The organism is Arthrobacter sp. ATA002 (assembly GCF_026898095.1).
Taxonomy (GTDB): domain Bacteria; phylum Actinomycetota; class Actinomycetes; order Actinomycetales; family Micrococcaceae; genus Arthrobacter_B.
Window position 1 is genome coordinate 2,250,561 of record NZ_CP114015.1, and the last position, 26,995, is coordinate 2,277,555.

Here is a 26,995-nt window from a genome sequence, read left to right on the forward strand (position 1 = left end):
TTCAATCACGACCGCCTGCGACGGGCTGACGCCGAGCCGGTGTGCGGCTTCGAGGAAAGTCGCGGGATCCGGTTTTCCGGCCAGATGCAGGTCCGCGGCAACGGAACCGTCGACGACGGCGTCGAACCTTCCATCCAGCCCTGCCGCCTCGAGAACGGACTGGGCGTTGCGGCTGGCCGTGACCAGGGCAACCGGGACCCTGTCTTTTCGCAGCCGCTCCAGCAGACCCACCGTTCCGGGGAAGGCATGAACTCCATCCTTCTCAAGCGCGGCCAGGAACAGGGTGTTTTTGGCCGACCCCAGGCCGTAGGCGGTCCAGGACCAGGCAGCATCGTCGGGCTCCCCCAGCGGAAGGTCCACGCCGCGGGAGTGGAGGAAGCTTTGGACGCCCTGTTCCCGCGGGCACCCGTCAACATAGGCGAAGTAGTCACTGTCCTGAAAGGGTCCCCCCGAGGCTGATGCCGCCCTCTCATCGGCAAGAACCGCGTCGAAGAGTGCCTTCCATGCCGCACGGTGCACAGAGGCTGTGTCCGTGACGACCCCGTCCAGGTCAAAGATCACGGCCTGATAGCGCAAAGGTGTTACTGCAGCCGGCGTTGACAGGGCCGCGGGTGCTCCGGGACCGGGCGGTGGATCCGGGGTTCCGCCGCCCGGCTGCGGATCAGCGGGCATCGGCCGGCGCAGAACTGAGCCGGAGGGCGGCCCGGCCTGAACCGCCGGCGAGAACACGGGCCGGCAGTTCCTCAGTGCCCGGATAATCAACCTGCCACATGCGCATGTTCCTCCCTCTTTAGGGCAACAGGGCCGTGCTCGGTTTCTCCGTTCACTCTAGCGGCGCGGACATTGCCCGGACAGGCTGGCGGACCTGGACGGGCTTTTGCAGACAGATTGCGTCCGGTGCGTTCAGCCGCCTATCAGCGTTCGCTGCGTTCAGCTATCAATCAGGGGCCGCAGGAACCGGCCGGTGATGCTGGCCGGATTGGCGGCGACCTCCGCCGGGGTGCCCGCGGCGATGATTCTGCCGCCGTCCTCTCCCCCGCCGGGACCGAAGTCGATCACGTAGTCGGCATTCGTGATCAGGTCCAGGTCATGGTCGATGGCGATCACCGTGCCGCCCCGATCAATGAGTCCCTGCAGCACGGTCAGCAGGACCTGCACGTCCAGCGGATGCAGGCCGATGGTGGGTTCGTCGAGGACAAACACGGTTCCGTGCTGGTCGCGTTCCAGGTCCGGAGCCAGTTTCAGGCGCTGGGCTTCGCCGCCGGAAAGCGCCGTGGTCGCCTCGCCGAGGGTGAGGTAGCCCAGCCCCAGGTCGGCGAGCATGCGCAGCCGGGCCGCGACCTTCTTCAGGTCCGCGGTGGCTTCGGCGGCGCGTTCCACAGTCAGGGCCAGCAGCTCGGGCAGGGTGAGTCCGGCATCTTCATCGCGGGTTTCCCGGTCTCCTCCCCTGGCTGGATCCGTGCCCTGTGCCGCGGACGGCGGCGGATCCCGTCCGCCGCCGGTGCGTACCGGCTGCCGTTGCAGTCGGGGCAGACGATGTCCACGTCCGGCAGGAACTGCACGTCGAGGGAGATCTGGCCGGTCCCGTCGCAGGCGGGACAGCGCAGGGAGCCGGTGTTGTAGGAGAAGTCCCCGCTTTCAGACCGCGCGCCTTTGCCTCCGGGGTCTGCGCGTAGGCGCGGCGCAGGTCGTCGAACGCGCCGCTGTACGTGGCGACGGTGGAGCGCACGTTGGTGCCCACCGGCGTCGCATCCACCATGCTGACCCGGTCGATGCCGGCCGCCTTCAACGAGGCGACATGCGCGGGCAGCGCCTCGCCCTTGAGCTTCGCGATCAGGGCAGGAACCAGGCTCTCCAGCACCATGGTCGTCTTCCCGGATCCGGACACCCCGGTGACCAGCACCAGCCGGCCCTGGGGAACGTCCACGTCGAGGGCCTGGACGGTGTGGAGGGGCCGGGTGGCAAGCTGAAGATGCCCGCGGCTGAACGTGTCGCCGGGCGCGGGCGGGGTGCGGACCCGAATTTTCTCGGCACCGGTGATGAACCCGGCGATCCGTGACTGCGGCGCTTCCACCGCCGCCGCAAGGGGCGCGGAGACCACCACTTCACCGCCCCGGGCACCGGACCCCGGACCGATTTCGATCAGCCAGTCCGCTTCCCTCAGCAACTGGACGTCATGGTCCACAATGACCACGGAATTCCTGTCCGCCAGCAGGGTGCGCACCACCGCCAGCAGCCCGTCAATGTTGGAGGGGTGCAGCCCGATGGAGGGTTCATCGAGCACATAGAGCACTCCGGTGGTGCGGCTGCGGACCGACCGGGAGAGCTGCACCCGCTGGCGTTCGCCGGTCGAGAGTGTTGCGGAGGCGCGGTCCAGGGTGAGATAGCCCAGCCCCAGCCGGATCAGCAGCTGGGCGGCGTCGACCAGCTGGGTCACGATGCTCCGGGCCATCGCTGTCATGGCCGGCGGCATCGTCGCCGGAATGGTTGCCGCCCATGCCGTCACCTCGTCCAGGCTTTTCGCCGTGGCGGAGGCCAGGCTGATCCCATCCACCAGTGTCGAACGCGCCCGTGCGCTCAGCCGGGTGCCGTGGCAGTCGGGACAGGTCTGCACGCTGAGGAAGCGGTCGATGCGGCGCAGGCCCTTCTCGGTTTCGGCCTTTCGCAGCGCCTGCTCAACGGCGTCGTGGGCGTTGCGGTACGTCATGTTCAGTTCAAAGAGCTTTCCGTTCTTCGCCGGATACAGGATGCGCCGTTTCTCCGGAGGCCCGTGAAACACGATCGTCCGTTCCCTCTCATCCAGGTCCCGGAACGGCACATCGGTACGCACTCCCATTTCCGCTGCCGCCTGGGAGTTGCCCGCCAGCCCAAACAGCGACCACGGCGTCACGGCACCCTCATCGATGCTCAGCGATTCGTCGGGAACCAAGGTGCCGTCGTCGACGTCGCGCACCGTCCCCGTGCCCGCGCAGGTGGGGCACGCCCCCGCACTGTTAAATGAGAAGGACTCGGCGCTGGGCGGCGGAAACACGGCTCCGCACACCGGGCAGGTCAGGTGTTGATCGAGTGCGACGTCGATGGTCGGCGCCAGGCGGTGTCCGTTGGGACATTCATGGCCGCCAAGACGCGAGAAAACCAGCCGCAGGCTGTTCAGCAGTTCCGTGGAGGTGCCGAAGGTGCTGCGCACGCCGGGCACCGGGGGCCGCTGCCGCAGGGCCAGGGCCGCCGGCACATGCTCAATGCTGTCCACCAGCGGCCGTGCCGCCTGGGTCAGCCGGCGCCGCGTGTAGGCAGAGAGCGCCTCCAGATACCTTCTGGACCCTTCCGCATACAGCACGCCGAGCGCCAGCGAAGACTTTCCCGACCCGGACACCCCGGCAACGGACACCAGCTGCCCCAGCGGAACGGACACGTTGACGTTCCTGAGGTTGTGCACCCGCGCGCCGCGCACCTCGATGGTGCCCGGCCCCTCTGCAGGTGAAGCCATCTCGTTGCCGCCTTCCGGAGGTCTTGGCCACGTGAAGGTGAGACTCAGTTGTTCATCGCGGCGGCCGCGGCCAGCGTGAAGGTAAAGGACGACCAGTCGTTGAGAATGTGCGCGCCGGTTGAGACCATGATGTTCTTCGTCCTGATGTAAGCCAAGGTGAGGACCAGCCGGGCGGATCCAATGATGAGGAATGCCTGCGCGAAGTTCCACCCATAAGTGGGCAGGTGCGCGGCACCGAACCAGACGGCGGTGATCAGCCACGCCAGCAGGACCGCTACCCTGCGGGATACTCCGGCCTTGGCGTGCAGAAGATACATGACGGCCAGAAACGGCAGGATCGTGAAAAGTTCCTCACCAAACAGCTGAATACCCGTTCCCAGGTAGAAGAACACCAGGTCAACTGCGCCGGCATCGAGAACGCCGTCAGCAGCCGGATTGGCCGTCGCTCCGAAGATCCTCAGCACGATCACGCCCATCACGGCGCTGACGGCGAGGTTCAGCACCCAGAAGACCACCATGTCCAGCACGTCGCGGCCGGAGAGACGGTGAAACAATGCCGTCCAGTACCGGCCGGTAAGGGCGATAAAAACCGTCAGCGGGATTCCGGTAAACAGGATCCGCGGGATCATCCCGGCCACATTGTCCGGTGCCGGAATCAGAGTCAGGGCAGCGAACCCCGCCGCGCACGCAGCGATGATGACCCACCATTTCCACGCAGCGACTTCGACGGGATCACCGTTGTAATACGGAAAATCCCGGCCATCGCGGCCCTCGATCAGCCGGCCGAAGCGGGACCGCGGTTGCCTGGACGATGAACTGGATGCAGTAAAGGATGTTGGCCCTGACATGGGACGCCCGATCTACGACTTAAACGATTCGCCCAGCGGCGATCATGCACAGGGTACCTTTCGGCCATGACTTCCGCAGCAGGACCAGACCGGATTACCCTTCAGCTTGTTTCGGCGACCCTGGGACGTTCATCGGCGCCGGGCCCGTCCTTGGCGCCGTTCCACTGGCCGGTCAGCGAGCTTCGCAGCAGCGCCGGTTCGATGATCAGGTTGATCACGGTGTGGGCCAGGATCGCGGGCAGGATGTGGCGGTCACTGAAGAGGTAGACGCATCCCAGGGCGGCACCGAGGGCAGCAGTGGACAGGGCTACGGGCAGGATGATCGACAGGTCGCGCGAGAAGGCGCCCCAGAGTGAATGGGCAACGCCGAACAGAACAGCGGTCGCCGTTAGCTGCAGCCACCAGGCAGCACCGTGGCCCTCCAGCCAGTCCATCAGCAGTTTTCGGAAGACGAGCTCCTCGAAGACCCCCGTCACAATGGCCAGCGGTACGGCAAGGAGCTTCAACCCGGAGAACTCAAAAGCCGTTTGGCGTACGAAGGGCACCGCCCAAAACGTATACACGACGTAGCCTGCGGCGACCGTGAGTGCCAGGATCCATCCGACGGGGATCTCCGTAAGGGCACCGCTAAATCCCATGAGGTCGCCTACGAAACGGTCCGGATCACTCAGGAACCACGTACCTAAGGGAATCGACATGCCCGCAATGGTCCCGGCCATAATTAAGCCGGTCAGTTGTCCCTGACGCATCCCCGCCCCTTTCGCAGTACAGTTGTACTATAACCATGAGGAGCCCGGAATGCCCAAGATTGTTGACCACGACGCCCGCAGGCGCGAAATCGTGGACGCGATTATCCGCCGCATCGAGACTGCGGGATTCGGAAGCGTGAGTGTGCGCAACGTGGCCGGTGACCTGAACGTCAGCCCGTCCGCAGTCCGGCACTATTTCCCGTCCAGTGAAGAGATGCTCGCCTTCACGCTGCGGACGATGCGCGAGTCCCAGGCTGCGCGGCTACCCCCGCCCCTGAAGGACTGGGACGTGAGGCAGGCATGGCTGGAAGCGCTGCCTTTGGATGACCTGCGCCGCCGCGAGGCAGCCGTATGGCTGTCGGCGATGACGGCTTCCAAGTCACCGGTCGTACAAGCCGTCCTGGATGAGGTGAACGCGGACCTCGATCACCTCTGCACCGTTACCGTCGCACAGCTCGGCTGCCGGGAATCCACTGCCACCGAAAGCAAAGCTCTGCGGGCCTTTACGGACGGACTCACACTTAACGCCGTCGCGGACCCACAGGCCTTTGATTCCGAAGCCATCACCGTCGCCCTCGATTCCTACCTCGGGCGGCTGAGGCAGGATTTTGCGCAGGACGCCACCCGGAGCGGAGCGTAACCTCCGACGCAGCGAAGGACCGCACCGGCTTATCCACCTCTTGTGCCCTTCATGCGGCTGTGGGAGCATCGGCCAACGATGTTTTTACATCGGTTATCGATAGTACGGAGGATTAAGTGCGTTCAGGGGCAGCCGCAGAAGTACGAATCCTCCTTAGTGCGTTCTTCGCCGTCGCGGTGGCGCTGCAGGCGGTGGTAATCCCGTGGCTTGCAGCAGACGCGGCGTCCCGGTTTCCGGAGGTCGCCTACCTGCAAACTCCCTGACCGTACTGGCGGTACTGGCCATCGCGTGCGGCCAGGCGGCCCTGCTGTGTATCTGGCAATTGGTTTCGGGTGCCGGCCGCGGTGCCTCCCCCACCAGGCGAACCCTACGCTGGACGGACGGCCTAATCCTCGCGCTGGTTGCCGGCACCGGAATACTGGCTGCCGTGGCTGCGGTCCTGGCCCGGGACCCGCAGACCGGAGGAGGCGGCCCGGTTGTGGGACTGGGCCTGATGGCGGGGATGTTCCTCGGAGCGGCAGCCGTTCTGGGTCTGATGGTCTGGCGCGCACGGCTGGTGCAGAGTATCCGGGGCAGTAAAGTCCGTTAGGAACGCTGACGACGGCGCGGGTGCCGCTAGTGCGCGGGAGGATCGCCGTCGTTGTTGTGAAGCGATACGTAGCGCTTGACGGTGGGCGTTTTACCGAGCAGCCAAACGATAACCGCAAGACCGCCAAGAATGGACAAAACGAGCGTCCGGTTCAGGTTCTGAGCATCGGTCCAGCCCGAGTTCCCAAAGAACAGTTGTCCGGGAAGAACAACGGCGAACGCGATGACGATCACGCCGATGACAGGTTTCATGTACGCAACCATTCGGACCCATCGCGGAGCAACAGGCGGCGCGTCGGACCATCCCTCGTGATCGGTCATCTGGGTCCCTTTCGATAGGTGAGAAACTCGTGTGCGACACTGCTGCGAAGGATTCAGCCGGGGCGATAGCGGGCACGGATGCGGGCTACCAGCTCGTCAGAGTCGATCCTGCCTTCGATGTAGGCCTGGGCATCGGCGCGGGTCGCGGGTGTGACCTGCAGCCCTTCCATCGCACCGGTGTGGATTGCCTCTTCAACAAGGCGCTCACGCTTAGCCCGTGCAGCCGCGTCGACAGTGGAGCTGCCCATAACCCGCCCTCTCGTCGAAATCCTCTGCAGCTATTCTCTCTACGGCAGTTAGCTTAGCGAATGAATGTATTGACCGTGCGGACCGGTGAAGGCGACTGGATGGCCGTTGGCCGCCAGGACGAAGGCCCCGTCCGGCACCGTTGCCGCGCGGGGCATCCGCGCGGCAATCCCGGGCAGGACCTGCTGGCCCTCGTTGCTCAGCCAGATGCAGTCGAGGGCACTCACCTGGTCCACAAATTCCTGCCGCTCCCCGGGGGTGAGGTAGGTGAGTACTGCGCTGTGAAAGATGACCAGGGTGGCCTCCGGAGGTGCCTGGCGTGCCAGCCGGCCGATCTCCCGGTTCAGGTCACCGGCTACTAGCCGCGGAGGGTCCGCGGCCACCACAGCCGCGGCTGTCCGGAGGCGTTGACGCCGCACTTCGTGTTCAGGCCAGATCAGGGCCTCCAGCCACTGCAGGTCTTCCCGCGCGGTGACATCGAGGGGGTTCAAATCTATGCCGGCACGCCACACCACCTCGGGAACCCGTGTCGGGGCGGTAGCATCGCCGCGCAGTTCGCATTCGAGCACCACGCCCGTAGGCCGCGGAGGATCCACCCGGATCTGCCGGTCGGCTTGCCGGTAGGTGTAGCTGTATCTGTCGGGGTAGAGGCAGAGCCCGGCGGAAGCTCCGACTTCAAGCAGTGCGACAGGCCCCTCAATGGCGGCAAGCTGCGAAAGGAGAACGGCGCAGCGGCCGGCCTCGTTGGTCTGGGTGGACCGGGTGCGGATGACGGGATCCACGTTCTGCCAGTTGCCGAGCAGCCAGTTCCGGAAGTCTTGGTAGTTTCCGAGGGGTGCCCCCTGGGACCTGGCAGCGGCAAAAACCAGGTTCGGTTGCCCTTTTCCAGGTGGAAGCGTGCCCAGGAGTGCCTGCACCGTCAAATCTTCGGCGACACCGCAGGCCCATTCTTCATACATGCCGGAAACGCCGTGCGCTTCGGACTCTGCGAAACGCCGGTACATCGTCGCAATGCTCATGGATGGATCCTAGTGCGGCAATGTCGACAGATGACGCCAGTAACCGGTCAGCGGAATAACGGTGTAGACGACGGGAACTACCGTCACCACCAGCAGGACCAGCTCCAGCCATTCATTCCACGGGGCCAAGCGAATCCCCAGCACCACCAGCAGGAAGACCGCCACCGCGATGGCGCTGTAGCGAAGGTAGCGGTCCCGGTTTCGGATAAGCTCGCCCCGCCGCGACTCACCGCCGCTGTGAACCGGCGCCGTCCCCGGTGCTGCCCTAAAGATGTGGGCGTCTCCCAGTGACAGCACCGGCATCCAGCCGGCTGCCCGGAAGATGTCGAAGTAGTCCGCAGATGCATTGTTTTCATACGCGAGGTCGAAGACGGTCTCTGCGGGAACTCCGTCCGCGAAGCTCCACCCATGACCCAGCTTCGCAACGCCGTTCAGGTGTTTTCCTGTCTCGCCATGTCCGCGAACATGGCCAGGTCCTTTTTAGGGCTGACGGCCAAGCCGTTGCCCATTCGAGTGGTGGTGCTCATGCTTCCTCCATAATGTGGTCGGCCATGGCCAGCAGCTGGCGGCGGCGTTCGATGTTGCCGGCGAGGACCTCACGGCCCTTCGCGGTGAGGTGGTACACCCGCCGGGAATCGTCGCCGTCGAGCTCCTCGATGAGGCCGGTGCCAACGAGCTTTTTGAGCGTTGTGTAGAGCGATGCGGGTCCGAGCGTGATGGCTCCCCTGCTCTCCTGCTCAAGGAACTGCATCACGGCATAGCCGTGACGCGGCTGGACCAGGGCGAGCAGGACGTGGAGGGCAGCGTCGGCCAGAACGTCGCGTCAGTTCAGCAGGCGCTGTATAGTTCAGCTCATGCTGAATATTGCTTCGCGGTTGGACGTCATGAACCGGCTGGGTCGTGCCATGGCTGACCCAACCCGGTCAAGGATTCTCATGAGGCTGCTGGAGGGCCCGTATATCCGGCGGAACTGGCCCGGGATCTGGAGCTGACGCGGTCAAACGTATCCAACCACCTCACCTGCCTGCGGGACTGCGGGATCGTCGTCGTCGAACCCGAGGGCCGGCAGATGCGGTACGAAATCTCTGATCCGCATCTGACGCGCGCGCTCACCGCCCTGGTCGATGTCACGCTGGCCGTGGATGAAAACGCACCATGCATGGACCCGGCATGCTCGGTCAAGGGCTGCTGCACTGCGGAGGTGAGCGCATGAGCACCGTCACCGGCCCGCAGATCGACGGCGTTGAGCTTGATGATGACGATGACGGACCGTGGTGGAAAGACCGGGAGGTGATGATCCCGGTCTTCTCGGGTGTGGCATTTCTTGCGGGCCTGATCTGCGAGTGGTCGGACGCAGAAACGGCAGCGATGGTGCTGTTCTGGGCGGGCCTGCTGCTGGGTGCGTCCACGTTCGTACCCGGTGCCCTGCGCAGGCTGTTCGCCCAAGGCAAGCCCGGCATTGGACTGCTGATGACGATCAGTGCCGCCGGCGCGGTCGTCCTCGGGTACGTTGAGGAAGCCGCCGCGCTGGCGTTCCTGTACTCCATCGCCGAAGCCATCGAAGACAAGGCGATGGACCGCGCACGTTCCGGGCTGCGTGCCCTGCTCAAACTCGTCCCCGAAACAGCGTTCATCCGCCGTGACGGCGGAACCGTAGAGATACCGGCCAGCGAACTGCAGATCGGAGACCTCCTGGTTGTCCGCCCCGGAGAGCGGGTGGCAACTGACGGTCTCGTGCGGGAGGGCCGCAGCAGCCTGGACACCTCGGCGGTCACCGGTGAGTCGATTCCCGTGGATGTCGACCCGGGCGACAACGTCCCGGCAGGGTCAATCAACGCCGCCGGGGCATTGACCATAGAGGCAACCGCCGCGGGAACAGACAACTCCCTGACCACCATTGTTGAGCTTGTCGAGCAGGCGCAGTCCGAAAAGGGCGAACGTGCCCGGCTGGCGGATCGAATCGCGCGCCCCCTGGTGCCCGGGGTCCTGATCCTGGCCGCACTGGTCGCTGTGATCGGATCCCTGTTCGGTGACCCCGAACTGTGGATTACCCGCGCCCTGGTGGTGCTGGTGGCCGCTTCGCCGTGCGCGCTGGCCATTTCGGTCCCGCTGACCGTGGTCGCCGGCGTCGGGTCAGCGAGCCGGTTCGGCGTCGTCATTAAATCGGGTGCCGCCTTCGAACGGTTCGGAAACATCCGGCACCTAGCCGTCGACAAGACCGGGACACTGACCCGCAACCAGCCGGCCGTTACACAGGTCATCACCACCGGAGGCGCCACCCGGGACGATGTACTGGCCTGGGCCGCAGCCCTGGAACAGCACAGCACCCACCCGCTCGCCGCCGCAATCACCGTTGCCGCCCCCGACGCAACAAGTGCCAAGGACGTCAGCGAGACGGCAGGTCACGGCATCACCGGCGATCTCCACGGCGCCGCGGTCACGGTCGGCAGCCCCCGCTGGCTCAGCGCCGGAATCCTCGCAGCTGATGTGGAAACGCTCGAAAGCGAAGGCATGACCGTCGTCGTCGTACACCGGGACGGTGAGGTCCGCGGCGCGATCGGCGTGCGGGACGAACTGCGCCCCGAAGTTCCCGAGGTGATCCGCACCCTTAGCCAACAGGGAATTCGCGTCACCATGCTCACGGGCGACAACGCACGCACTGCCCGGGCGATCGCCGCGCAGGCCGGCATCGAGGACATCCGCGCCGAGCTGCGGCCTGAGGATAAAGCCGCCGCCGTGTCCGAGTTGACCCGCACCCGCCCGACCGCGATGATCGGTGACGGCATCAATGACGCCCCTGCCCTCGCAGCTTCTGACATAGGAATTGCGATGGGCGCGGCCGGATCGGATGCCGCCGTGGAATCCGCCGATATCGCCTTCACCGGGCACGACCTTCGGCTCATTCCGCAGGCACTCGAGCATGCCCGCCGGGGCGGCGCCATCATCAACCAGAACATCGTCCTGTCGCTGCTCATCATCGCCGCGCTGCTCCCGTTGGCGATCACCGGCGTGCTTGGCCTGGCCGCCGTCGTTCTCGTCCACGAGATCGCGGAAGTCATCGTCATCCTTAACGGACTCCGCGCCGCGCGCACCCGCCGGCCCGGCAGCGTCACGCACGCACCTGCGGGAGGCCAGCCGACGTCGTAAGTTCAACGTTGGCCTCACAGCCGCACCAGCGGTGAACCTCACAGGCAGCTCCACGGCGTAGGCCTACGGGCGCCGGTACCGCACAGCGAGAGCATCGTGCATGAGGTCGCGGAACATTTCTGTCATATAGACAGCGATACCCGCATATTGCGCCATGAGATCGGCACCGACACCGAGTGCGTCCCGCACCGGATCCAGTGCCGGTGTGGTGGCGTCGGCGGCGGCATTGGCCAACAGCTTCAAACGCTCCGAGCCGGAGGTATAGCCGAGCTCAAACAAGGTCCAGTGGAACAGGTGCATCAGGGCGGAATCCCGGTCAAAGCCGTCATGCGCGGGCATGGATGCTTTTTCCTCCGCAGTGAGGTCAAAGCTGCGGTGAAGCGCCAGGCCGAAGCCCGTGAAGAGCAGCCTGCCGTCCCGGATGAGGATGTTCCCGGGATGCACGTCAAAGTGCTGGAACCCCTGGCTGTTCATCCATGCCGTGGCGTTTAGGAGCTGCTCGACGACGTCAGGAAAGACGCTTGCCCCGGCGCCCTCGGCCACGCTCCTGCGCAACCACTCCCCCAGCGTCTCGGGAACATATTCAAGGAAGAACACCATGCTCTTGGAGGCGTCCTTCATGGCGGAGAGCTTGCTCTGGATCTGCGGCCAATACGGCCCCCAGCGGCGGGCAGGAGCATCGCCGTCGAACTCCCTCAGGTCGGCTTCGCACTTCACATCCAGGACCCGCCAGCCGAGCAGAAGCGGAAAGAAATCCGCCACACCTGTTTGCACCCACCCGGACGTCACCTGATGCGCTGCCAGCTCCCGCCCGACCGCATGGGTTGGGCTTCCTATTCCGTAGTGGGAAACGAAGGAAGCGGAAGCTGACACTTCGTGGCGCGCGGATCCGCTTCCTCGATGTCTGTCACTGGGAGTTGTTTGACGAAGACCGTGGTTGCTCCGATGCGCACCGTCTTGGTTGTTCCGCCGATACCGATACCTGTTTGGTCAGCATCCTCGACGAGCCTCCGCACCCCGGCCTCGTCCAGCCGGCCAAGAACAGCGGCGACCGCTCGGGCATCATCTAAACGGGCGGTCATCATTTCTCCCTGTGGCGCGGTGCAGCTGTAGCCGGTTCCGGGTCGATGACTCGGAACCGCTCCAGAACCACCAGCGTCTCATCCGTCACCGTAAACCCGGGATCCCGCAGGTATGACCGCACGTCCCGGCTGTGCCAGAACTGCTCATGGTCCGCCCTCCACTGAGCCACACTGCTGTGCCCCTCCCCTCGGCAATGACGTGCGCCAGAGGAACCTGGTTGAGCCGCAGTTGCTCGACCTGCACAGTCTCAATGACGGCAACCGGTTCGTTGTCCGAATCGAGCACTGCTTGCCGACTGCCGACTGCAGGCAGGTCCTCGCCTTCGACTGCATATTCGACCACTAAGGACGTCGTTGCGGTCTTCCGGCCTGCGAGGATCGAAGCCACCAGTGAATCGCGCAACGGGCCGGGAAAAGCGAACTCTGCGCGGGGCAGGCCGCCGGGAAGGAACGGTTCCGGGAAAGTACCAATCGGCTGGTGGCTCATATGCAGATCCTCCCACAAGTGGGAAAAGGTGCTGGCCAAGCGGATCAGAGGCCCCCACGACCGGATAACCCGGAGTAAAATGGACGTTCTCAAAATCTTCCTTCGGCAGCGGACGCCGATCTTTTCCGACCAATCGGTTGACTCTTCGACCGATCGGTCTAAACTCTGGTCATGGCGATTATCGGCGAGGTCGAGAACAGCGGATTGAAGGTCCGCCCGCCTGCCCTGCGGGTTGACCGGCGGGCACCGGCGTGGTGGATGGTACGAAACATACTCGTCTGCGGTGTACCGCTTGCGCTGCTTATCGCGGGCGCTGTCCTCTGGGATCCCGCCCGGGCCTGGCTTATCGCGCCCATAGTGGGCATGGCGCTGGTCCTGGCCGCCAAAGCGGGCGTCGAACCGTGGTGGCGCTACCGGGTGCACCGCTGGGAAGTGACGGATCGAGCCACGTACGCATCCACCGGTTGGCTCGTCGTGGAGTGGCGGGTGGCGCCGACCTCGCGGATTCAGACCGTCGACGCCGTCCGCGGGCCTCTCGAGCAGCTCTTTGGTCTGGCCACGCTCCGGGTGACAACGGCGTCCTCCTCCGGGGCCATCAACATCCGCGGGTTGGACCACCGCACCGCTGAAGAAGCCGCTGCACGCCTGGCCGTGGTCGCCGAGCTCTCCGAAGGTGATGCGACATGACGGCGGCGGACGCTGCCGAAACGCCGTGGCAGCGCCTCAGCATCCGTGTGGTGTGGGTCGACGTCGTCGTAAGTCTGCTCTCGCTGCTTCCAGGCGCGGCCGCGCTCTGGATTTTCGACGCTGAACCCTCCGGTGGCGCACTGTGGCCGCTTCTCTTCGTGGCCGTGGCCGGCACCGCCGGTGCGGTCAGTGACATCCTTCGCTGGGCCTTCACGACCTACCGCGTCACACCCACCGACATCGAACTGCGAACCGGAGTTTTGGTGCGCCGCCACCGCACCCTTCACCGCGACCGGGTACGCAGCGTCGACACGGCCACCAAGCTGCGGCACCGGCTTACCGGTCTGCGCGTCGTCACCATCGGTGCCGGGCAGCAGGCCGGCGCAGGAGAATCTGCGCTCGTCCTGGACGCCTTGTCGGCCACGGATGCCGTGGCCCTGCGGGAAGGCCTTCTCCGCTCCGGCCAGGCCGCGTCCCCGGACGCCGCGCCAGCTGCCGCCGCGTCTTCGACTGCCGCCTCCTCGAGCGCCGGTCCGCGCAACGGCGTGCAGGTGCTCGCCACCTTTCGCCCCGGATGGGTTCTCTACAACATGTTCAGCATTTGGTCCTATGTCATGGCGGCGGGTTTGCTCTGGGGCGGCTTCTGGTTCGTCTCGGCCTTTGGCGTGGATGCTGCCGGCGTCATCGCCGGCCTGACGAACTGGGATGCGGTGGGGTGGCCCGGCATCACGCTGCTGGTGCTCGCGGGCACCGGGATACTCGGCGCCCTTGGGCTCGGGGTGAACTTCCTCCTCGGCTACGGAAGGTTCGAGCTTTCGCGGGTTCGGCAGGGGGACCACTCCCATCTCCGAACCCGCCGCGGTTTGCTGAGCACGCGCGAGGTCCTCCGCGACGAGTCGCGGATGCGCGGACTGTCCATCAGCGAGCCTGTCCTGTGGAGGTGGATCGGAATGGCCGACACCAATGTCATCACCACCGGGCTCAATGTGTGGGACCCGGAGGAGCCAACCGCGATCCTTCCGCGCGGACCCGTCACGGTTGCCCGCGGCGTGGCCGGAAAGGTCTTCGGCCGGCAGAACCCTTTTGACGCGCCGCTGGCCGCGCATCCGCTCCCCGCCCTCCGGCGTCGTCTCTGGTGGGCGACAGCGGTCTCCGCCGTGGCCCCCGCAGTCCTGCTCACCCCGGCTCTCACCGGAGCGGTCCCTGCCTGGTCGCCCTGGGCCGCCGCCGCGGTGCGGCCGCCCGCGCTTCTCGCTGCGGTTGTTGCCTACCGCTCACTCGGCCACACGATCGACGGCAGCTACCTCGTGGTGCGCTCCGGGCTTTTCAGCCGCACGACGTCGGCGCTGCGGCGTGATGCGGTGAGCACGATCGCGGTGCGGCAGTCGGTGCTGCAGCGCAGGCTGGGATTGGCCACGGTCTCGGCAATGACGGCTGCCGGATGGTCGGCGTATGAAATCCCCGATGTGCCCGCAAACCGTGCCGTGGAGCTCGCCTCGGAAGCCGCGCCCGGCGTGCTCGACGACTTCATTGAGCGCCCCTCCCCCGTTGCTCGACCATAATGGGAACGTGACATCCCCTGAGTATCCCGCGCGCACTTTCACCGGGACCGCGCGCCGTGCGCAGATCATCCGCGCCGCCATCACGACCGTAAACGAAATCGGATACCACCGGGCATCCCTTGCCGAGATTGCGGTGCGTGCCGGCGTGGGGAAGAGCGCAATCGTCTACTACTTTGCGTCGAAGGAATCGCTGCTGCTCAGCGTCGTCGACGAGGTGTTCGGCCGCCAGTACGAAGCAATGTTGCCGGCCGTGCACGCGGAGCCGGATCCGGCTTCGCAGCTCCGTGCCTACGCCCGCGCCTATCTCGAGTTCGTCGATTCGCACCGCGAGGAGGTCACCGCCGGCATTGAGATTGTCGTCTCGCACCGGACCGAGGACGGCACTCCGCTCTATCTCAGCGGGACAGAGGAAGACTCGGAGCTGCTGAGGCGCGTCCTCTCCGACGGAATGGATGCCGGCGTCTTCCGGCGGATGCCGCTGCGCATCGCGGTCTCGCTCGTCGAATCTCTCCTGGACGTATGGACCACCGAACTGCAGCACGACCTCAACGCGGAGCTCGGTAACTTCGGCGAGGAAACCATCGATTTCCTGCTGCAGGGGCTGGCGGTTACCCGGCCAAAGGACGCGGATACGGCGAAGACCCCTTAGGTGGGGCGTAATCGCATGCCGCCGGCCTAAGAGGTCTTCACCTATTCGGTTGTCGGCAAGGTCCGGCCCTGCCGCGGTACTGCTACCGGCTTGCCGCCGCCGAGGCTCGCAGGTCACCCTCCGGATCGGAGGGCAGCACCCGGCGCAGTACGTCAGCGAGGGTAATGACGCCGATGAACCGGTCCTGTTCCATGACGGCGGCCAGCTGTTCGCTGGCGCTGCGGATGCGGGACAGGGCCTCGTACACCGGGGTATCCGCGTCGAGCGTGAAAGCAGGGCGGGACAGCTCACGCACGGGGCGGTCCTTCGGCTCCATCAGGGTGTCCCGCACGTGGAGCACGCCGGGGATGCCCCCCTGCCCGTCAGCGACGAGGATCCGCATATGCCGGGAACGCCGGGCAGCATCCTGGACATCCGCCACGGTGGCCGCTTCGGAAACCGCTGTGGGGGTGGAACCCTGCGCGATGAGGGACCTCACGGTGAGCTTATCGAGCTCGAAGACGCCGGAGAGCTGCGTCCGGAAGGACGCGTCGAGGGCGCCCACCGAGGCCGAGTGCTCCACCAGGTGCCGGATAGTGTCAACGTCCTGACCTCCGACGGCGGCCCGCTCGACGGGTGTCACTCCGCTGGCGGCCACCAGACGGTTGGCGATGGCGTTGATCCAGCTCAGCAGCGGCCGCACCGTCCAGATAAACGCCCGTGACGGAATGCCAATTAGTTTGGCCGAGGTCTCCGGGAAGGCAATGGCCCAGGACTTGGGTGCCATTTCGCCGACGACCAGATGCAGGAAGGTCACAAACAGCAGGGACAGGGCGAACGCCGTACCCCCGGCCACCTGATCAGGCAGGCCCCAGGAGCTGAAGATCGGCCCCAGCCAGCCGTCGACAGCCGGCTTGGTCACCGCTCCCAGAGCGAACGTGCAGGCGGTAATGCCCAGCTGGGCCCCTGCAAGCATGAGCGTGAGCTCATTGATGCCGCGCAGCGCTGCACGCGCAGACCGGTTGGTGGCGGCGTCGGCTTCCAGCCGGTGACTGCGTGCACCGAGCAGCGCAAATTCGATGATGACGAAGAAGGCGCTGAGGGCGATCAGAAGGACGGTTACGACGGTTACGGTCAGGGCGCTCATCGGTTCTCCTCCGCGTCTTCCAGCAGATCATCCCGGTTGGTGGGAGCCTCAGGATCGGTTTCGACCAGACGGACCCGCAGTTCACTGGGAACATGCCGGGCCACTTCGAGCACGTCAATGTCCAGCACGCGGCTGATTTGGTGCTCCAGCGCCAGTTCACGCGGATCGTCGGGCAACTGAATCCGGACTGTTTCACCGGCCGCGGGCAGCTTGCCGCAGGCGGCAATGACTAAGCCGGAGATGGTCTCATAGTCACCGGCGGGCAGCTCGTGCCCGATGGCTCGTTCCACCTCGTCCACATGGATTTCTCCGCGCATCCGCCAGGAACGGGAATGCTCGGTTTCGATGGCAGGCGCAGGCAGTGCGTCGTGCTCATCCGTTAGTTCGCCGACGAGTTCCTCGGCCAGGTCCTCCAGCGTCAGGACTCCGGTGAAGCCGCCGTACTCGTCGATCACGCAAGCCAGCTGGTTCTTGGATTCGACGAGGCGGACAAGGGCATCGGGCAGGGACATGAGGGTCGGCACCACGAGCGCCGGACGCATAATGGCTGCGACCGGGGCATCATCCGGCTCCCGCGTCTCCAACAGATCCGCAAGCTGGACGACGCCGAGGGGCTCCTCGGCGGGGGAAACCACCGGATAGCGGGTATGGGCCGCTGCCATCAGTGCCCGGACCTCGCCAACAGTGGTGTCCGGGGACACCGTGCCGACCCGGCTTCGCGGGATCATGGCGTGCTCGACGTCGCGGTCCGGGAAATCCAGGACACGGTCGATAAGGACGGACAGGTCCTCCGGCAGATCACCGCTTTCGCGGGATTCGGCCACGATACGTTCCAGGTCCTCCGCGTTGGCAGTCGTGTCCATGTCATGGACCGGTTCAATTCGGAATAGCCGCAGCAGCGCGTTGGCCGAATAGTCGAAGAACGCGATCAACCAGCCGAAGACCGTCAGGTAGACGGTGGTGGAGCGCGCGAGTCCCAACGCAAGCGGTTCCGCATTCGCAATGGCCAGGTTCTTCGGATAGAGCTCACCGAAGATCATCTGGATGACGGTGGCCAGGATCAGGGCCAGGACCGTTCCGACGGAGATTCCGACGGCGGCGGGAACACCGACGCCGCCGAGCAGGAGGCCCAGTGACTCACCAATCAGCGGCTCAGCCACAAAGCCGACCAGCAGGCCGGTGACAGTAATGCCCAGCTGTGCTCCGGAGAGCATGAACGATGTACGGCGGGTGACCTTCAATGCCCGCTGCGCGGCGGCGTCGCCTGCCTCGGCACGGGCGGCAAGGCGGGTCCGGTCCACGGACATGTAGGCGAATTCCTGGGCTACGAAATAGCCGTTGGCGGCGATGATGGCCAGGATGACCACCATGCCAAGAAGCAGGAGGAGGAGCGGCTCCAGCATTAGTTCCGCACCTCCCCTCGGTAGGTGCAGAGTCCGGGCGGAAGCGCCCCGGATATCATGCGGTGGTGAATGAAACTCGGACTATGGCTCGGGTCGCTGCGCGACCCGGATGTCTTAGTCGATCGGCCCATTTGAGGTTTTTGCACTCTCCAAAGGTCGGGAATACCGGCAAAAACCACTATACCGAAGAACATCCGCCCAATGGCGGGGCCGGTCTTTCACCCGTTCTAAGCCGCGCTTAGTAGAACTTTCCTTGGCCCGTCCGCTGATGCCTCACTCCCCGCTGGGGCTGGAACTCACGCGTTCCTCCCGTTTGCGTCCGGCACGGGCAGCCAGGAACAACAGGGATCCGATCACTACATACACGGCGGCGCTGAGCCAGATGGTTCCGGTTTGCTGGGTGAGCAGTGCGACGCTCGCAACGATCGCGAGGACCGGCATGATGCGGGGGGCGGCGAAGTGGTCGTGGTCAACGTTGTCCTTTTTGAGGACGAGGACACTGATGTTGGCGGAAAGGAACACCAGGAGCAGGAGCAGGACCGTGGTTTCGGCCAGTGTGGCGACATTTCCGGTGAGGGTAAGAACGATCGTCAACCCGGCAATGACCACGATGGAGACCCAGGGGGTGCGGCGGCCGGGCAGCACGCGGCTGAAGGCACGGGGCAGCAGCTCGGCTTCGGCCAATCCATAGCCGACACGGCTGGCCATCACCATGAACAACAGCGCTCCGTTGGAAATCGCGATCAGGGCGATAATGCTGAAGAGTCCGGGTGGGATTCCGACGCCGCTGGCGGCGACAACATCGAGAAGAGGTCCGGTGGAGTCGGCCAGCTCGGCCGGGGGCAGGACGATGACCGCGCCGATGGCGATGAGGAGATAGACAACCCCGGCGGTGGTGATGGCGCCGAACAGTGCCCGGGGGTAGGCCTTGGACGGGTTGCGCACTTCCTCGGCCATGTTTGCCGCCGCTTCGAAGCCGAGGAAAGAGAAGAAGGCAACGATAGATGCAGCGAAGGCGCCCTGGAGGGGCGGTACATCCGGTGCAAACTCAAGGAGCCGGGAGGGTTCCCCGTTGCCGGAGGTGAAGACGATGGCTGCAACAACGATGACAATGACGAGACCGGTTACCTCGATGATTGAGGCGACAAGGTTCGCGGCGAGGGACTCCTTGACGCCGCGAAGGTTGATCAGTGTCAGCAGGATGATGAAGACGACCGCCGCAGGGGCGGCCGGCACATCGATGAGCGCTGTCAGGTAGTCGCCCGCGAAAGCGTTGGCGAGGGCGGCGGCCGTGGTGATTCCTGAAGCCATCATCAGGAAGCCGACGAGGAAGGACAGGTAGGGAATGCCAAAAGCCCGGTCAACGTAGCGCGCGGCGCCACCAGCATGCGGGTACTTGGTAATCAGTTCCGCGTATGTCGCGGCAGTGAGCAGTGCGACGACCAGTGCTATCAGCAAGGGTATCCAGATCGCACCGCCGACGTCGGCAGCCATGGTGCCCACGAGGGTATAGATGCCGGCCCCGAGGGTGTCGCCCACGATGAACGCAAACAGCAGCGGCGCACCGACTGCCCGCTTCAATCCGGTTTGCGGTCTTGATGTGGTGGATCCGGAATCCTGAGTCATTGGACTATTGGATTCCGTTTGCCCTCCCAGCGCAACTACTTTGGCGATCATTCGCGCAAGCAATCTTCTCCAGTGTCGCGGACGGATCCGCGGTGGGATAAAACGTCGCTTCCCGGCCCCGCCGGAGCAGCTAAACAAATGGCGGCAAGCCGTCGTCGTGCCGGGCGCGCCGGGACACTCGTTCGACCACATTGACCAGGTCCGTCAGCCCGGGTTCCTCGATCGGAAAGTGCCCGCACTCGGGGAGCATCACCACTTCTGCCGGAGCCGCGATTCGGCTCAGCCATCGCGTACTGATTCCAACCGGAGTCCAGGCATCCTCGGCCGGATGGGCCAAAGTGACCGGGATCTGCATCTGCTCCGGCGGAACGTGGCGGTAAGTCATGTACGACGCGAGGAATCCAACCGGAACCTTGGCCCCTCCACCCCGCGGGTCCACACTGCACAGCAGTGACAGACCGGGGTCACGGCTCATCTTCGACAGCGAAGCCACCCAGGACATCGGGATGAGCCGCCGCGCGAGTTTATCGGGGAGGAGGCGTAACAGCGGCCCACATAGGATGCCGAGCGGGCCGAAGCGCGTAATGGCAGCACGTGTACGCCGGTCCCGCGGGTCAAGCAGACAGGTTGCCACCACTGCCGCCGGACGGCCGGTGCGGGCGGCAACCTCGTACGCCAGCATCCCACCGATACTGGCACCCAATAGCACCAGGGGACGGCCGTCGTCCTCCGCGAGTACGAAATCACAGAGCAGCGCGACCCAGTCCTGGTAGCGCACAGCGGCAGGATCCGGCGAAATCGTCCCGCCGTACAGCGGCATGTCGATGGCGGCCAGCTCGACCTGATCATGCGGCAGAAGTGAGGCAATCGGCCAGAGAGCCGCACTGTGTCCACCGGCTCCGTGCAGGAGCAGCACCCGCACTGGCGCATGCGGATCAACGCGGCGGAGCACGTGGACTTTGTGCCCTTTCCAGTTCCACCATGTACTGGCCGGCTCCTGATCCACGCCAGGAACGCCAGGAACGGCGCAGGAAGCCCGCGTAGTCAGCCACATCCGGATAGGTCATGTTGACACCCTATTGGTAGATACCCGGCGAGCACCGCCGGTATCCTCCGTCAGCTCGAAGCGCGCGAGTCGCGGGCGGCGGCGAGTTCCTGGTACAACTCCATGCAGCGAAGGCGGGCCGGGGAGAAGTCGTAGGGCATCTTGCCGACGGCTTCGAATACTCTCATAGTTTCCTGCCCGCTGCTGGAGCTTTGGCAGACCTCACCGCTCCCCTCATCCCCTGTAGCCGGGTGCAATTCCTCCCAGGAGTCGAAAAGTGCGTCGTCGCCCGCAGCCAGACCGGAATCCGCGATGACGGCCTCCAGCACCAGTTCGAAGGCGTGACGTTCGGCAGCCACCTGTGCCACGCGGGGGTCGTCGACAGCAACCGTGTCATCGAGGGCTTCCTCGGCGGCATCAACGCGGCCGGATTCCTCCCGCAGGTCCGGGTTGGTGGCCAAAGCGATGAAACGGGAGGCGTGAACGGCAGTGCCGAGCGGACCGAAGATCCGCTCCATGACCAGCAGGCCGTCCAGCATGAGCGGGGTCTTCCTCGGCGGGCAGGACGTGAGTCCATCCTCACATACAGGGAAGGCGCCGCTCCAATTACCTCACGCGGAGCCGGTCGCGTTATCAGTCACGAACCGGTCCGTTCGAGGAGGTGCCGGGTGGATCCGGTTTAGCCGATGCAGGTGCCGCTGCCCGGAGCCGCGCCCAGTGGGCCAGCCGTTCGGAAATGGCCCGCTCGTACCCGCGTGTGCCGGGCTGGTAGAAGGTTTCCCGGGGCATGCCGTCTGGGAAATAATTCGCGCCGGAGAATCCGGCCTGGGTGTCGGGGTCGTACTGGTAGCCGTCGCCGTAGCCGAGGTCTTTCATCAGCCGGGTCGGGGCATTCAGGATGTGCGCCGGCGGCATCAGCGACCCGGTGCGTTTCGCCGCAGCACGCGCCCTGTTGAACCCGCGGTATACACCGATGGACTTGGGCGCGGTGGCGAGGTAGACGACGGCCTGCGCGATGGCGAGTTCGCCTTCGGGTGAGCCGAGGCGTTCGTACACGTCCCACGCGGCGAGGGCCTGTTGCACGGCCTGGGGGTCGGCCATGCCGACATCTTCGGTCGCGAACCGGGTAATGCGGCGGGCGATGAACAGGGGGTCCTCACCGCCGTCGAGCATCCGCGCCAGCCAGTACAGCGCCGCGTCCGGGTCCGAGCCCCGCATGGCTTTGTGCAGCGCGGAGATCAGGTTGTAATGACCTTCCTGCCCCTTGTCATAGAGCGGTGCCCGTTTCTGCACCGCCGCAGCAAGCGCCGCCGTGTCCACGGGCGCGGGAAGGGCATGGACCTGCTCGATCATGTTCAGCAGATACCGGCCGTCACCGTCCGCCATCGCAACCAGCGCCTGCCGGGCATCATTCGTCAGCGGCAGCGGTGCGCCGAGGAGCTCCTCGGCGCGGGCAATGAGGGTCTGGAGCGCGACGTCGTCGAGGCGTTTCAACACGAAAACCTGGGCCCGGGACAGGAGCGCCCCGTTGAGCTCAAAGCTCGGGTTCTCCGTCGTCGCGCCGACGAGGACGACGGTGCCGTCTTCGACGTACGGCAGGAACGAGTCCTGCTGGGCGCGGTTGAACCGGTGGATCTCGTCAACGAACAGCATTGTGCCCTGGCCGACCTCCCGCCGGCGCTGCGCCGCGGAGAACACCTTGCGGAGGTCGGCGACGCCGGAGAAGGTGGCGGAGAGCGGTTCGAACGCCAGGTCGGTCTGCTCGGCGAGGAGCCGAGCGATCGTCGTCTTCCCGCACCCCGGCGGACCCCACAACACCATCGACACCAGCCGGTGGGCCTCCACCATCCGGCCGATCGGACCAGACGATGCGAGCAGGTGGTCCTGCCCGACGACGCCGCGCAGGGTGCGGGGCCGGAGCCGGTCAGCCAGAGGCCGCGAGGCGTCGTCGGCCTCAAACAGGGACGGTGCGTCGTTCACGAGTGTTCCCGGGTGTGGCCGCCGACCTTCAGCGACTGCGCTGTGTCGCGGGCGACCTGCTGCAGCTGGGTCCCGGAGAGCGTCACCGGGACGTCCGCCCGGCCTGCTCCAGACCCGCTGCGGGGAGCACGTCAACCCGAGCCCGCGTGTGCTGCTGCAATTTCCCGCCAATCATCCGATCTCCTTCGCACGGAGTTACATTTCGTCCAGAGATACATTACGAGCAAATACACCGCTGCGGGGACCCTACCCCCCAAGGTGGCAGACGGCGAAGGAACAGAACCATGCCCGACACGATGCGTGCAATCCGCCTCACCGGCCCCGTCGACGTCGACGGTCTCACCATCAGTGAGGTGCCGATCCCCGGTGTGCGACCCGGACAGGTCCGCATCCGGGTGACGGCGTTCGGGATCAACGAATCCGAAAAGACGAGCCGCGAAGGCAAATCTGACGCCGACTTCGCCTTCCCCCGCATCCTCGGCATCGAAGCGGTCGGTGTGATCGACGCAGTCGGAGAGGGTGTTGACCTCGAACCCGGCTCGAAGGTCGCTACGATGATGGGCGGACTCGGCCGGTCCATCGACGGAAGCTACGCCGAATACACCGTCGTCGACGCGGCGAATGTGATCCCCTTCGAGACCTCGCTGCCGTGGGACATCGTTGGAGCCCTGCCTGAAATGATGCAAACCGCGCACGGCGCCCTCACCGCGGTGCAGCTCCAACCCGGGCAGAGCATCCTGATCCACGGCGGGACCTCCACCGTCGGATTGACCGCGACGGCGATCGCGCACAACCTCGGCGCCACCGTCATCGCCACCACCCGCAACCCCGCCCATTTCGACGTCATCACACACGCCGGCGCCGATCACGCCATCCTGGACAACGCCGCGCTGCCGGACACCGTCCGGGGACTTGCCCCGGCGGGGCTGGACGCGGCGCTCGAGTTCGTCAGCGCCGCCGCACTCCCGGCCACACTGGCCCTGGTCCGCCCAGCCGGCACCGTCTGCTTCGTCGGCGCACTCACGGGACAGTGGACCATCCCGGACTTCTCACCGTTCAGCATTCCCTCCGGCGTCCGACTCACCAGCTACGCCGGCGCCGCCCGGGACCTCCCGGCCGCCGCGTTCGACTCCTATCTCAAGGCGATCGAAGCAGGAAACCTCCATGTCACCATTGCCGGCACCTACCAGGGATTCGACGGCGTTGCGGCGGCGCACCGCGCCCTCGCCTCCGGCGGCCGGCCGGGGAAACACGTCGTCGTTCTCGCCTGACTCCCCCTGAGGTGCCGGCATCCGACGTCGTTAACCTCCAGTCCCTGCTTCGCTGCGGTCGCCTATCTGGTCCGCCGTTTTGTGAAGGATGAACAGGCCCCCGTACGAGGGCTGATCGGAACGCTGCTGGTCGGTGTCCGTGTATTCGCTGAGCACGGCGTGGACCCGGGTGACGAGATCCTCGGCGTCTTGTGGTGAGAGGTGCAGCACGAAGCGTGAAAGGTTGGCGAGTGCGTCCGGACCTGCTTCGGTCACTTCCTCGCGCAACGCGTCCAACTGGGCGAGGGGTCCATCCTGGCCGGCATCATGCAATGCCGTATCCAGGTTCCACGATCGCCCGGTCGAGCGGTATGGCTTCTCCAGCGCACCACTTATGCCTGTACGAACTTCAGCGGGTTCAAGGAATCCCGCGGCGAGCAGCTGCCGCACGTGGTAAAGGACGGTCCCCGGATCATGTCCCAAACGGTCAGCGAGCTGTTTATTGGTCAGCTCGTGGAGCCCGCACAGGCGAAGTATCCTCAGGCGCAGCGGATGAGCCAGCGCCTTGATTTCCTGAGCGTTGGCAGCGGGATTCTTCCGTTTCGCGTCCGGCCGCTTCGAGTCGGTCATAAACCCATTCTAGGTGGGATTTAGGAAAATCAACTCCCTTGAACTTTCTCAATTGGTGTGCCATGGTTCAGCGCATGACGAATAGCGCGCCGCAGGCGAAAATGAGGGATCGGTTGTCTCTCGGGGCTTCCTTTTGGAAGCTGTGGACTTCATCGGGCCTGTCCAACCTTGCGGATGGAGTCTTTAAGATCGCGTTGCCGCTGATGGCGGTTCAGCTCACGCAGTCTCCAACGCTGATCGCTGGGCTCACTGTGGCTGCAACCCTTCCCTGGCTTTTCTTCGCATTAACCGCAGGAGCACTGGCGGACCGGTTGGACCGGCGGAATCTGATGCTGTGGGCCAACTTTAGCCGCGCTGTCCTGCCCGCTCTGCTGATAGCAGTGATCCTTCTCGACCTTGGGTCCATCTGGGCCCTGTACGTCGTCGCACTGATGGTGGGGGTGGCCGAAACACTGTACGACACTTCAGCGCAATCGATCCTGCCCCAGGTAGTCAACAAGGATCAGCTTTCCCGCGCCAACGGCCGGCTTTACGCCGTCGAACTCACCGCGAATCAGTTCATTGGGCCGCCCTTGGGCGGGCTGCTCGTAGGCATTGGCGTCATCGCAGGCTTCGCTGTCCCGGCAGCGCTATGGCTTGCCGCGGTTGGCGGTTTGCTCCTGCTGCCGGGCAGCTTCGGGATAGAACGGGAACAAAAAACGACGCTGCGGTTCGACATCAAGGAAGGACTGAAGTTTCTCTGGAACCAGAAGATCCTTCGCATACTTGCGCTCATGACCGGGATTTTCAACTTCGCGTCCAGCGCGGCTTCCGCCGTCTTCGTTCTGTTCGCCGTCGGGCCCGCCTCAGAAATGGGGCTGTCCGAAATCGGATTCGGTCTACTCCTCACGGCATCCGCCGTCGGTGCCTTCCTGGGTTCGTTCATCGCGGAACCAGTGGAAGCCAAACTCGGCCGATCCAAATCCCTGGCGCTCACCATCCTTGGCTGCGCACTGTTCGTCGGAGCGCCGGCACTCACCAGCAACCCCTATGTATTGGGGCCCATATTCTTCGTGGGCGGCGTATTGATTGTGCTGTGGAACGTCATCACAGTCTCCCTGCGGCAACGAATCACCCCAAACCGGTTGCTGGGCCGCGTCAACAGCGCCTACCGCCTTCTGGCCTGGGGATCCATGCCCCTTGGGGCGGCAGCTGGAGGGCTGCTCGGCCAATGGCTGGGACTCCAGGCCATGTTCGGCATTATGGGAGTACTCACCCTCGCTCTATTGGTGATGATGCCGATCCTCACGGACAAAGCCATCACTGCTGCGGAGGCAAGCGGCTAAACCAATCTCTGGTTTCATACTCATTGCCAGCCCCTGGTGGGCCAGTACTCCAGTCACAATCCGTCCTCCCTTAGCAGGGTCGGGGTCGGTCACCTGACGCCGGTTGCCGAGTTACTACCGGCGTCGCGGCTAGAGGTGTTGGCACGGCGACCGATGAGGAACCAAAGAAGCGGACCGATTACGGGGAAGGCAAGCACCACGAGCACCCATACCGCCTGCGCGAAGCCGGTGAGGTGGTGGGAGCGCGCAATGCCGATGACAGCCGCTGCAAACAGGAGCAGAGCAAGTATCCCAATCCCGAGGACGGTGAACTCCCACTGAGCGGGAATGACCGGGTTTGCGCCTTCAGCTGCTCTCAATGCCAGCATTACAGTCCCCCATGTTGAATGGCCCCGCGAAATACGAAGGCCATCTCCACCCTAGCCACTGATCTCACGTTTCCTCAGGATCCTTCAGCGCGCGCTTCCCTTGGTTTGGTTCGACGGCTGTTGATCCGATAGCGGGTGATGCGTTGGATCATGACGGGATACAGGTGAAGGATCATCCCGAGAAGCAGGATCTGGGCGGCACCTCGAGGATGTGATGTAGCCGCGGCCATGATCGCCAGTACTGCGGTAGCGGAGAAGCCGAGAAGGTGACCGGTTTCGGACTGCTCGGTTCCTCTGAGGAAGCGGGCTTTGCCGGATGCTCCTTGCTCTGTTCGCCGCATCTGCATGATGATCCTGTTCCAGCCGACGACGCCGAGCAAGCGCCGGAGTGCCTCCGCTCCCAGCAGGATGTAAATTCGTGGCTCGACTGGACTGACCCGGTAGCGCTGGCGGGCAACATCCACCAGTGCCGGACCGGCCAGGAGCGCCATGAAGAGAAAAGCGCCCTGGACAACGACCGCATATACCAGGTGATCGGGTCCTATCGCGAACCAGCCGGCCACCGTCAGTCCGAGACCGAACACCAGACCCAAAGCCGCCGAGCCGGCCTGTCCATTAGGTGCTGCCATCGCATCTCCCGGACACCGCGCGACGCGCGAAGAGCGATGAGGGGCTGCGGTCGAACGGCAGAGGCCCAGTGTCTGCGTGGAGAGGGCAGCTCGCTAACCTG

29 protein-coding genes and 2 pseudogenes are annotated in these 26,995 nt (G+C 65.0%); 9 read left to right on the top strand and 22 right to left on the bottom strand.

Annotated elements, in window-relative coordinates:
• Positions 1-6 precede the first annotated feature (6 nt).
• The 5 genes and pseudogenes from OL239_RS11055 to OL239_RS11075 form a co-directional block, all read right to left on the bottom strand.
• Positions 7-672 (bottom strand): annotated as a pseudogene (locus OL239_RS11055) (HAD family hydrolase); the annotation flags it as partial.
• A 258-nt stretch (positions 673-930) separates the two neighbouring features.
• Positions 931-1,380, bottom strand: a complete 450-nt coding sequence (locus OL239_RS11060) for a hypothetical protein (protein WP_268908982.1) — start codon at positions 1,378-1,380, stop codon at positions 931-933.
• Positions 1,381-1,420: 40 nt separating this feature from the next.
• Positions 1,421-3,487, bottom strand: a complete 2,067-nt coding sequence (locus OL239_RS11065) for an excinuclease ABC subunit UvrA (protein ID WP_268908983.1) — start codon at positions 3,485-3,487, stop codon at positions 1,421-1,423.
• A gap of 44 nt (positions 3,488-3,531) precedes the next feature.
• A complete protein-coding gene (locus tag OL239_RS11070) occupies positions 3,532-4,335 on the bottom strand; it encodes a CPBP family intramembrane glutamic endopeptidase (RefSeq protein ID WP_268908984.1) in 804 nt (267 codons plus the stop codon).
• Between the two features lie 101 nt (positions 4,336-4,436).
• Positions 4,437-5,084, bottom strand: coding sequence for a CPBP family intramembrane glutamic endopeptidase (locus OL239_RS11075; protein ID WP_268908985.1), 648 nt, complete (start codon positions 5,082-5,084; stop codon positions 4,437-4,439).
• A 49-nt stretch (positions 5,085-5,133) separates the two neighbouring features.
• Between OL239_RS11075 and OL239_RS11080 the strand changes: the two genes are divergently transcribed.
• Both OL239_RS11080 and OL239_RS11085 read left to right on the top strand, forming a co-directional pair.
• On the top strand, positions 5,134-5,724 hold the full coding sequence (locus OL239_RS11080; protein WP_268908986.1) for a TetR/AcrR family transcriptional regulator: 591 nt from the start codon (positions 5,134-5,136) through the stop codon (positions 5,722-5,724).
• Between the two features lie 202 nt (positions 5,725-5,926).
• Positions 5,927-6,313, top strand: a complete 387-nt coding sequence (locus OL239_RS11085; protein WP_268908987.1) for a DUF2975 domain-containing protein — start codon at positions 5,927-5,929, stop codon at positions 6,311-6,313.
• A 26-nt stretch (positions 6,314-6,339) separates the two neighbouring features.
• Here the strand turns inward: OL239_RS11085 and OL239_RS11090 are convergent, their stop codons facing one another.
• The 5 genes from OL239_RS11090 to OL239_RS11110 form a co-directional block, all read right to left on the bottom strand.
• Positions 6,340-6,564, bottom strand: coding sequence for a hypothetical protein (locus OL239_RS11090; RefSeq protein WP_268908988.1), 225 nt, complete (start codon positions 6,562-6,564; stop codon positions 6,340-6,342).
• A gap of 122 nt (positions 6,565-6,686) precedes the next feature.
• Positions 6,687-6,881: an antitoxin VbhA family protein gene (locus OL239_RS11095; RefSeq protein ID WP_268908989.1), complete on the bottom strand. Its 195-nt coding sequence runs from the start codon at positions 6,879-6,881 to the stop codon at positions 6,687-6,689.
• A gap of 48 nt (positions 6,882-6,929) precedes the next feature.
• Complete coding sequence (locus tag OL239_RS11100; protein WP_268908990.1) at positions 6,930-7,898, bottom strand: DUF2332 domain-containing protein; 969 nt, start codon at positions 7,896-7,898, stop codon at positions 6,930-6,932.
• 9 nt (positions 7,899-7,907) lie between these two features.
• A complete protein-coding gene (locus OL239_RS11105; protein WP_329609406.1) occupies positions 7,908-8,333 on the bottom strand; it encodes a DUF2812 domain-containing protein in 426 nt (141 codons plus the stop codon).
• Positions 8,334-8,421: 88 nt separating this feature from the next.
• A complete protein-coding gene (locus tag OL239_RS11110; protein WP_329609407.1) occupies positions 8,422-8,712 on the bottom strand; it encodes a PadR family transcriptional regulator in 291 nt (96 codons plus the stop codon).
• A 40-nt stretch (positions 8,713-8,752) separates the two neighbouring features.
• Here OL239_RS11110 and cmtR point away from each other — a divergent pair.
• Positions 8,753-9,111 (top strand): annotated as a pseudogene (gene cmtR, locus OL239_RS11115) (Cd(II)/Pb(II)-sensing metalloregulatory transcriptional regulator CmtR).
• Complete coding sequence (locus OL239_RS11120; RefSeq protein WP_268908991.1) at positions 9,108-11,045, top strand: heavy metal translocating P-type ATPase; 1,938 nt, start codon at positions 9,108-9,110, stop codon at positions 11,043-11,045. Before cmtR ends, OL239_RS11120 begins: the two are co-directional and overlap by 4 nt.
• Positions 11,046-11,108: 63 nt before the next feature.
• Here the strand turns inward: OL239_RS11120 and OL239_RS11125 are convergent, their stop codons facing one another.
• The 3 genes from OL239_RS11125 to OL239_RS11135 all read right to left on the bottom strand — a co-directional run bounded on the left by OL239_RS11125 (position 11,109) and on the right by OL239_RS11135 (position 12,614).
• Positions 11,109-11,807, bottom strand: coding sequence for a hypothetical protein (locus OL239_RS11125; RefSeq protein ID WP_268908992.1), 699 nt, complete (start codon positions 11,805-11,807; stop codon positions 11,109-11,111).
• Between the two features lie 71 nt (positions 11,808-11,878).
• Positions 11,879-12,130 (bottom strand): hypothetical protein, encoded by a 252-nt coding sequence (locus OL239_RS11130; protein ID WP_268908993.1) that lies wholly within the window; start codon positions 12,128-12,130, stop codon positions 11,879-11,881.
• Positions 12,131-12,212: 82 nt separating this feature from the next.
• Positions 12,213-12,614 (bottom strand): ASCH domain-containing protein, encoded by a 402-nt coding sequence (locus tag OL239_RS11135; RefSeq protein ID WP_268908994.1) that lies wholly within the window; start codon positions 12,612-12,614, stop codon positions 12,213-12,215.
• Between the two features lie 171 nt (positions 12,615-12,785).
• On the opposite strand from OL239_RS11135, the gene OL239_RS11140 reads away from it, so the two are divergent.
• From OL239_RS11140 to OL239_RS11150, 3 genes are read left to right on the top strand one after another with little or no spacing between them, the layout of a single operon-like run.
• Positions 12,786-13,301 carry a PH domain-containing protein gene (locus OL239_RS11140; RefSeq protein ID WP_268908995.1) on the top strand — a complete coding sequence of 172 codons (516 nt, stop codon included), beginning with the start codon at positions 12,786-12,788 and terminating at the stop codon, positions 13,299-13,301.
• A complete protein-coding gene (locus OL239_RS11145) occupies positions 13,298-14,863 on the top strand; it encodes a PH domain-containing protein (RefSeq protein ID WP_268908996.1) in 1,566 nt (521 codons plus the stop codon). The genes OL239_RS11140 and OL239_RS11145 overlap by 4 nt, the downstream gene beginning before the upstream one ends.
• Before the next feature lie 7 nt (positions 14,864-14,870).
• Complete coding sequence (locus tag OL239_RS11150) at positions 14,871-15,512, top strand: TetR/AcrR family transcriptional regulator (RefSeq protein ID WP_268908997.1); 642 nt, start codon at positions 14,871-14,873, stop codon at positions 15,510-15,512.
• Positions 15,513-15,594: 82 nt separating this feature from the next.
• Here OL239_RS11150 and OL239_RS11155 read toward each other — a convergent pair whose 3' ends face one another.
• From OL239_RS11155 to OL239_RS11180, 6 genes are all read right to left on the bottom strand, one after another.
• Positions 15,595-16,638, bottom strand: a complete 1,044-nt coding sequence (locus OL239_RS11155; RefSeq protein WP_268908998.1) for a CNNM domain-containing protein — start codon at positions 16,636-16,638, stop codon at positions 15,595-15,597.
• Positions 16,635-18,041, bottom strand: coding sequence for a hemolysin family protein (locus tag OL239_RS11160; protein ID WP_268908999.1), 1,407 nt, complete (start codon positions 18,039-18,041; stop codon positions 16,635-16,637). The genes OL239_RS11155 and OL239_RS11160 overlap by 4 nt, the downstream gene beginning before the upstream one ends.
• Before the next feature lie 273 nt (positions 18,042-18,314).
• The gene (locus tag OL239_RS11165; RefSeq protein ID WP_268909001.1) at positions 18,315-19,667 is read right to left on the bottom strand and encodes an APC family permease; all 1,353 of its coding nucleotides are present in this window, start codon (positions 19,665-19,667) and stop codon (positions 18,315-18,317) included.
• A 130-nt stretch (positions 19,668-19,797) separates the two neighbouring features.
• Complete coding sequence (locus OL239_RS11170; protein WP_268909002.1) at positions 19,798-20,619, bottom strand: alpha/beta hydrolase; 822 nt, start codon at positions 20,617-20,619, stop codon at positions 19,798-19,800.
• Positions 20,620-20,783: 164 nt separating this feature from the next.
• On the bottom strand, positions 20,784-21,251 hold the full coding sequence (locus OL239_RS11175; RefSeq protein WP_268909003.1) for a hypothetical protein: 468 nt from the start codon (positions 21,249-21,251) through the stop codon (positions 20,784-20,786).
• 94 nt (positions 21,252-21,345) lie between these two features.
• A complete protein-coding gene (locus OL239_RS11180; RefSeq protein WP_268909004.1) occupies positions 21,346-22,692 on the bottom strand; it encodes a replication-associated recombination protein A in 1,347 nt (448 codons plus the stop codon).
• A gap of 284 nt (positions 22,693-22,976) precedes the next feature.
• Between OL239_RS11180 and OL239_RS11185 the strand changes: the two genes are divergently transcribed.
• Positions 22,977-23,963, top strand: a complete 987-nt coding sequence (locus OL239_RS11185) for a zinc-binding dehydrogenase (protein WP_268909005.1) — start codon at positions 22,977-22,979, stop codon at positions 23,961-23,963.
• Between the two features lie 30 nt (positions 23,964-23,993).
• Here the strand turns inward: OL239_RS11185 and OL239_RS11190 are convergent, their stop codons facing one another.
• Positions 23,994-24,572, bottom strand: coding sequence for an ArsR/SmtB family transcription factor (locus OL239_RS11190; RefSeq protein WP_268909007.1), 579 nt, complete (start codon positions 24,570-24,572; stop codon positions 23,994-23,996).
• A gap of 101 nt (positions 24,573-24,673) precedes the next feature.
• Here OL239_RS11190 and OL239_RS11195 point away from each other — a divergent pair, with 101 nt between their 5' ends.
• Entirely contained in the window at positions 24,674-25,897 is a 1,224-nt protein-coding gene (locus OL239_RS11195) for an MFS transporter (RefSeq protein ID WP_268911745.1), read from the top strand.
• Between the two features lie 89 nt (positions 25,898-25,986).
• Here the strand turns inward: OL239_RS11195 and OL239_RS11200 are convergent, their stop codons facing one another.
• Both OL239_RS11200 and OL239_RS11205 read right to left on the bottom strand, forming a co-directional pair.
• The gene (locus OL239_RS11200; RefSeq protein WP_268909009.1) at positions 25,987-26,265 is read right to left on the bottom strand and encodes a PLD nuclease N-terminal domain-containing protein; all 279 of its coding nucleotides are present in this window, start codon (positions 26,263-26,265) and stop codon (positions 25,987-25,989) included.
• 74 nt (positions 26,266-26,339) lie between these two features.
• Entirely contained in the window at positions 26,340-26,894 is a 555-nt protein-coding gene (locus tag OL239_RS11205) for a hypothetical protein (RefSeq protein WP_268909010.1), read from the bottom strand.
• Between the last annotated feature and the right edge of the window lie 101 nt (positions 26,895-26,995).

Coding starts and splice junctions, on each gene's coding strand:
- OL239_RS11120 (WP_268908991.1), top strand. CDS start 9,108: ATGAGCACCGTCACCGGCCCGCAGATCGACGGCGTTGAGCTTGATGAT.
- OL239_RS11090 (WP_268908988.1), bottom strand. CDS start 6,564: ATGAAACCTGTCATCGGCGTGATCGTCATCGCGTTCGCCGTTGTTCTT.
- OL239_RS11165 (WP_268909001.1), bottom strand. CDS start 19,667: ATGACTCAGGATTCCGGATCCACCACATCAAGACCGCAAACCGGATTG.
- OL239_RS11140 (WP_268908995.1), top strand. CDS start 12,786: ATGGCGATTATCGGCGAGGTCGAGAACAGCGGATTGAAGGTCCGCCCG.
- OL239_RS11155 (WP_268908998.1), bottom strand. CDS start 16,638: ATGAGCGCCCTGACCGTAACCGTCGTAACCGTCCTTCTGATCGCCCTC.
- OL239_RS11075 (WP_268908985.1), bottom strand. CDS start 5,084: ATGCGTCAGGGACAACTGACCGGCTTAATTATGGCCGGGACCATTGCG.
- OL239_RS11160 (WP_268908999.1), bottom strand. CDS start 18,041: ATGCTGGAGCCGCTCCTCCTCCTGCTTCTTGGCATGGTGGTCATCCTG.
- OL239_RS11100 (WP_268908990.1), bottom strand. CDS start 7,898: ATGAGCATTGCGACGATGTACCGGCGTTTCGCAGAGTCCGAAGCGCAC.
- OL239_RS11205 (WP_268909010.1), bottom strand. CDS start 26,894: ATGGCAGCACCTAATGGACAGGCCGGCTCGGCGGCTTTGGGTCTGGTG.
- OL239_RS11190 (WP_268909007.1), bottom strand. CDS start 24,572: ATGACCGACTCGAAGCGGCCGGACGCGAAACGGAAGAATCCCGCTGCC.
- OL239_RS11145 (WP_268908996.1), top strand. CDS start 13,298: ATGACGGCGGCGGACGCTGCCGAAACGCCGTGGCAGCGCCTCAGCATC.
- OL239_RS11080 (WP_268908986.1), top strand. CDS start 5,134: ATGCCCAAGATTGTTGACCACGACGCCCGCAGGCGCGAAATCGTGGAC.
- OL239_RS11095 (WP_268908989.1), bottom strand. CDS start 6,881: ATGGGCAGCTCCACTGTCGACGCGGCTGCACGGGCTAAGCGTGAGCGC.
- OL239_RS11065 (WP_268908983.1), bottom strand. CDS start 3,487: ATGGCTTCACCTGCAGAGGGGCCGGGCACCATCGAGGTGCGCGGCGCG.
- OL239_RS11175 (WP_268909003.1), bottom strand. CDS start 21,251: ATGCTGGACGGCCTGCTGGTCATGGAGCGGATCTTCGGTCCGCTCGGC.
- OL239_RS11185 (WP_268909005.1), top strand. CDS start 22,977: ATGCCCGACACGATGCGTGCAATCCGCCTCACCGGCCCCGTCGACGTC.
- OL239_RS11195 (WP_268911745.1), top strand. CDS start 24,674: ATGAGGGATCGGTTGTCTCTCGGGGCTTCCTTTTGGAAGCTGTGGACT.
- OL239_RS11130 (WP_268908993.1), bottom strand. CDS start 12,130: ATGATGACCGCCCGTTTAGATGATGCCCGAGCGGTCGCCGCTGTTCTT.
- OL239_RS11135 (WP_268908994.1), bottom strand. CDS start 12,614: ATGAGCCACCAGCCGATTGGTACTTTCCCGGAACCGTTCCTTCCCGGC.
- OL239_RS11070 (WP_268908984.1), bottom strand. CDS start 4,335: ATGTCAGGGCCAACATCCTTTACTGCATCCAGTTCATCGTCCAGGCAA.
- OL239_RS11200 (WP_268909009.1), bottom strand. CDS start 26,265: ATGCTGGCATTGAGAGCAGCTGAAGGCGCAAACCCGGTCATTCCCGCT.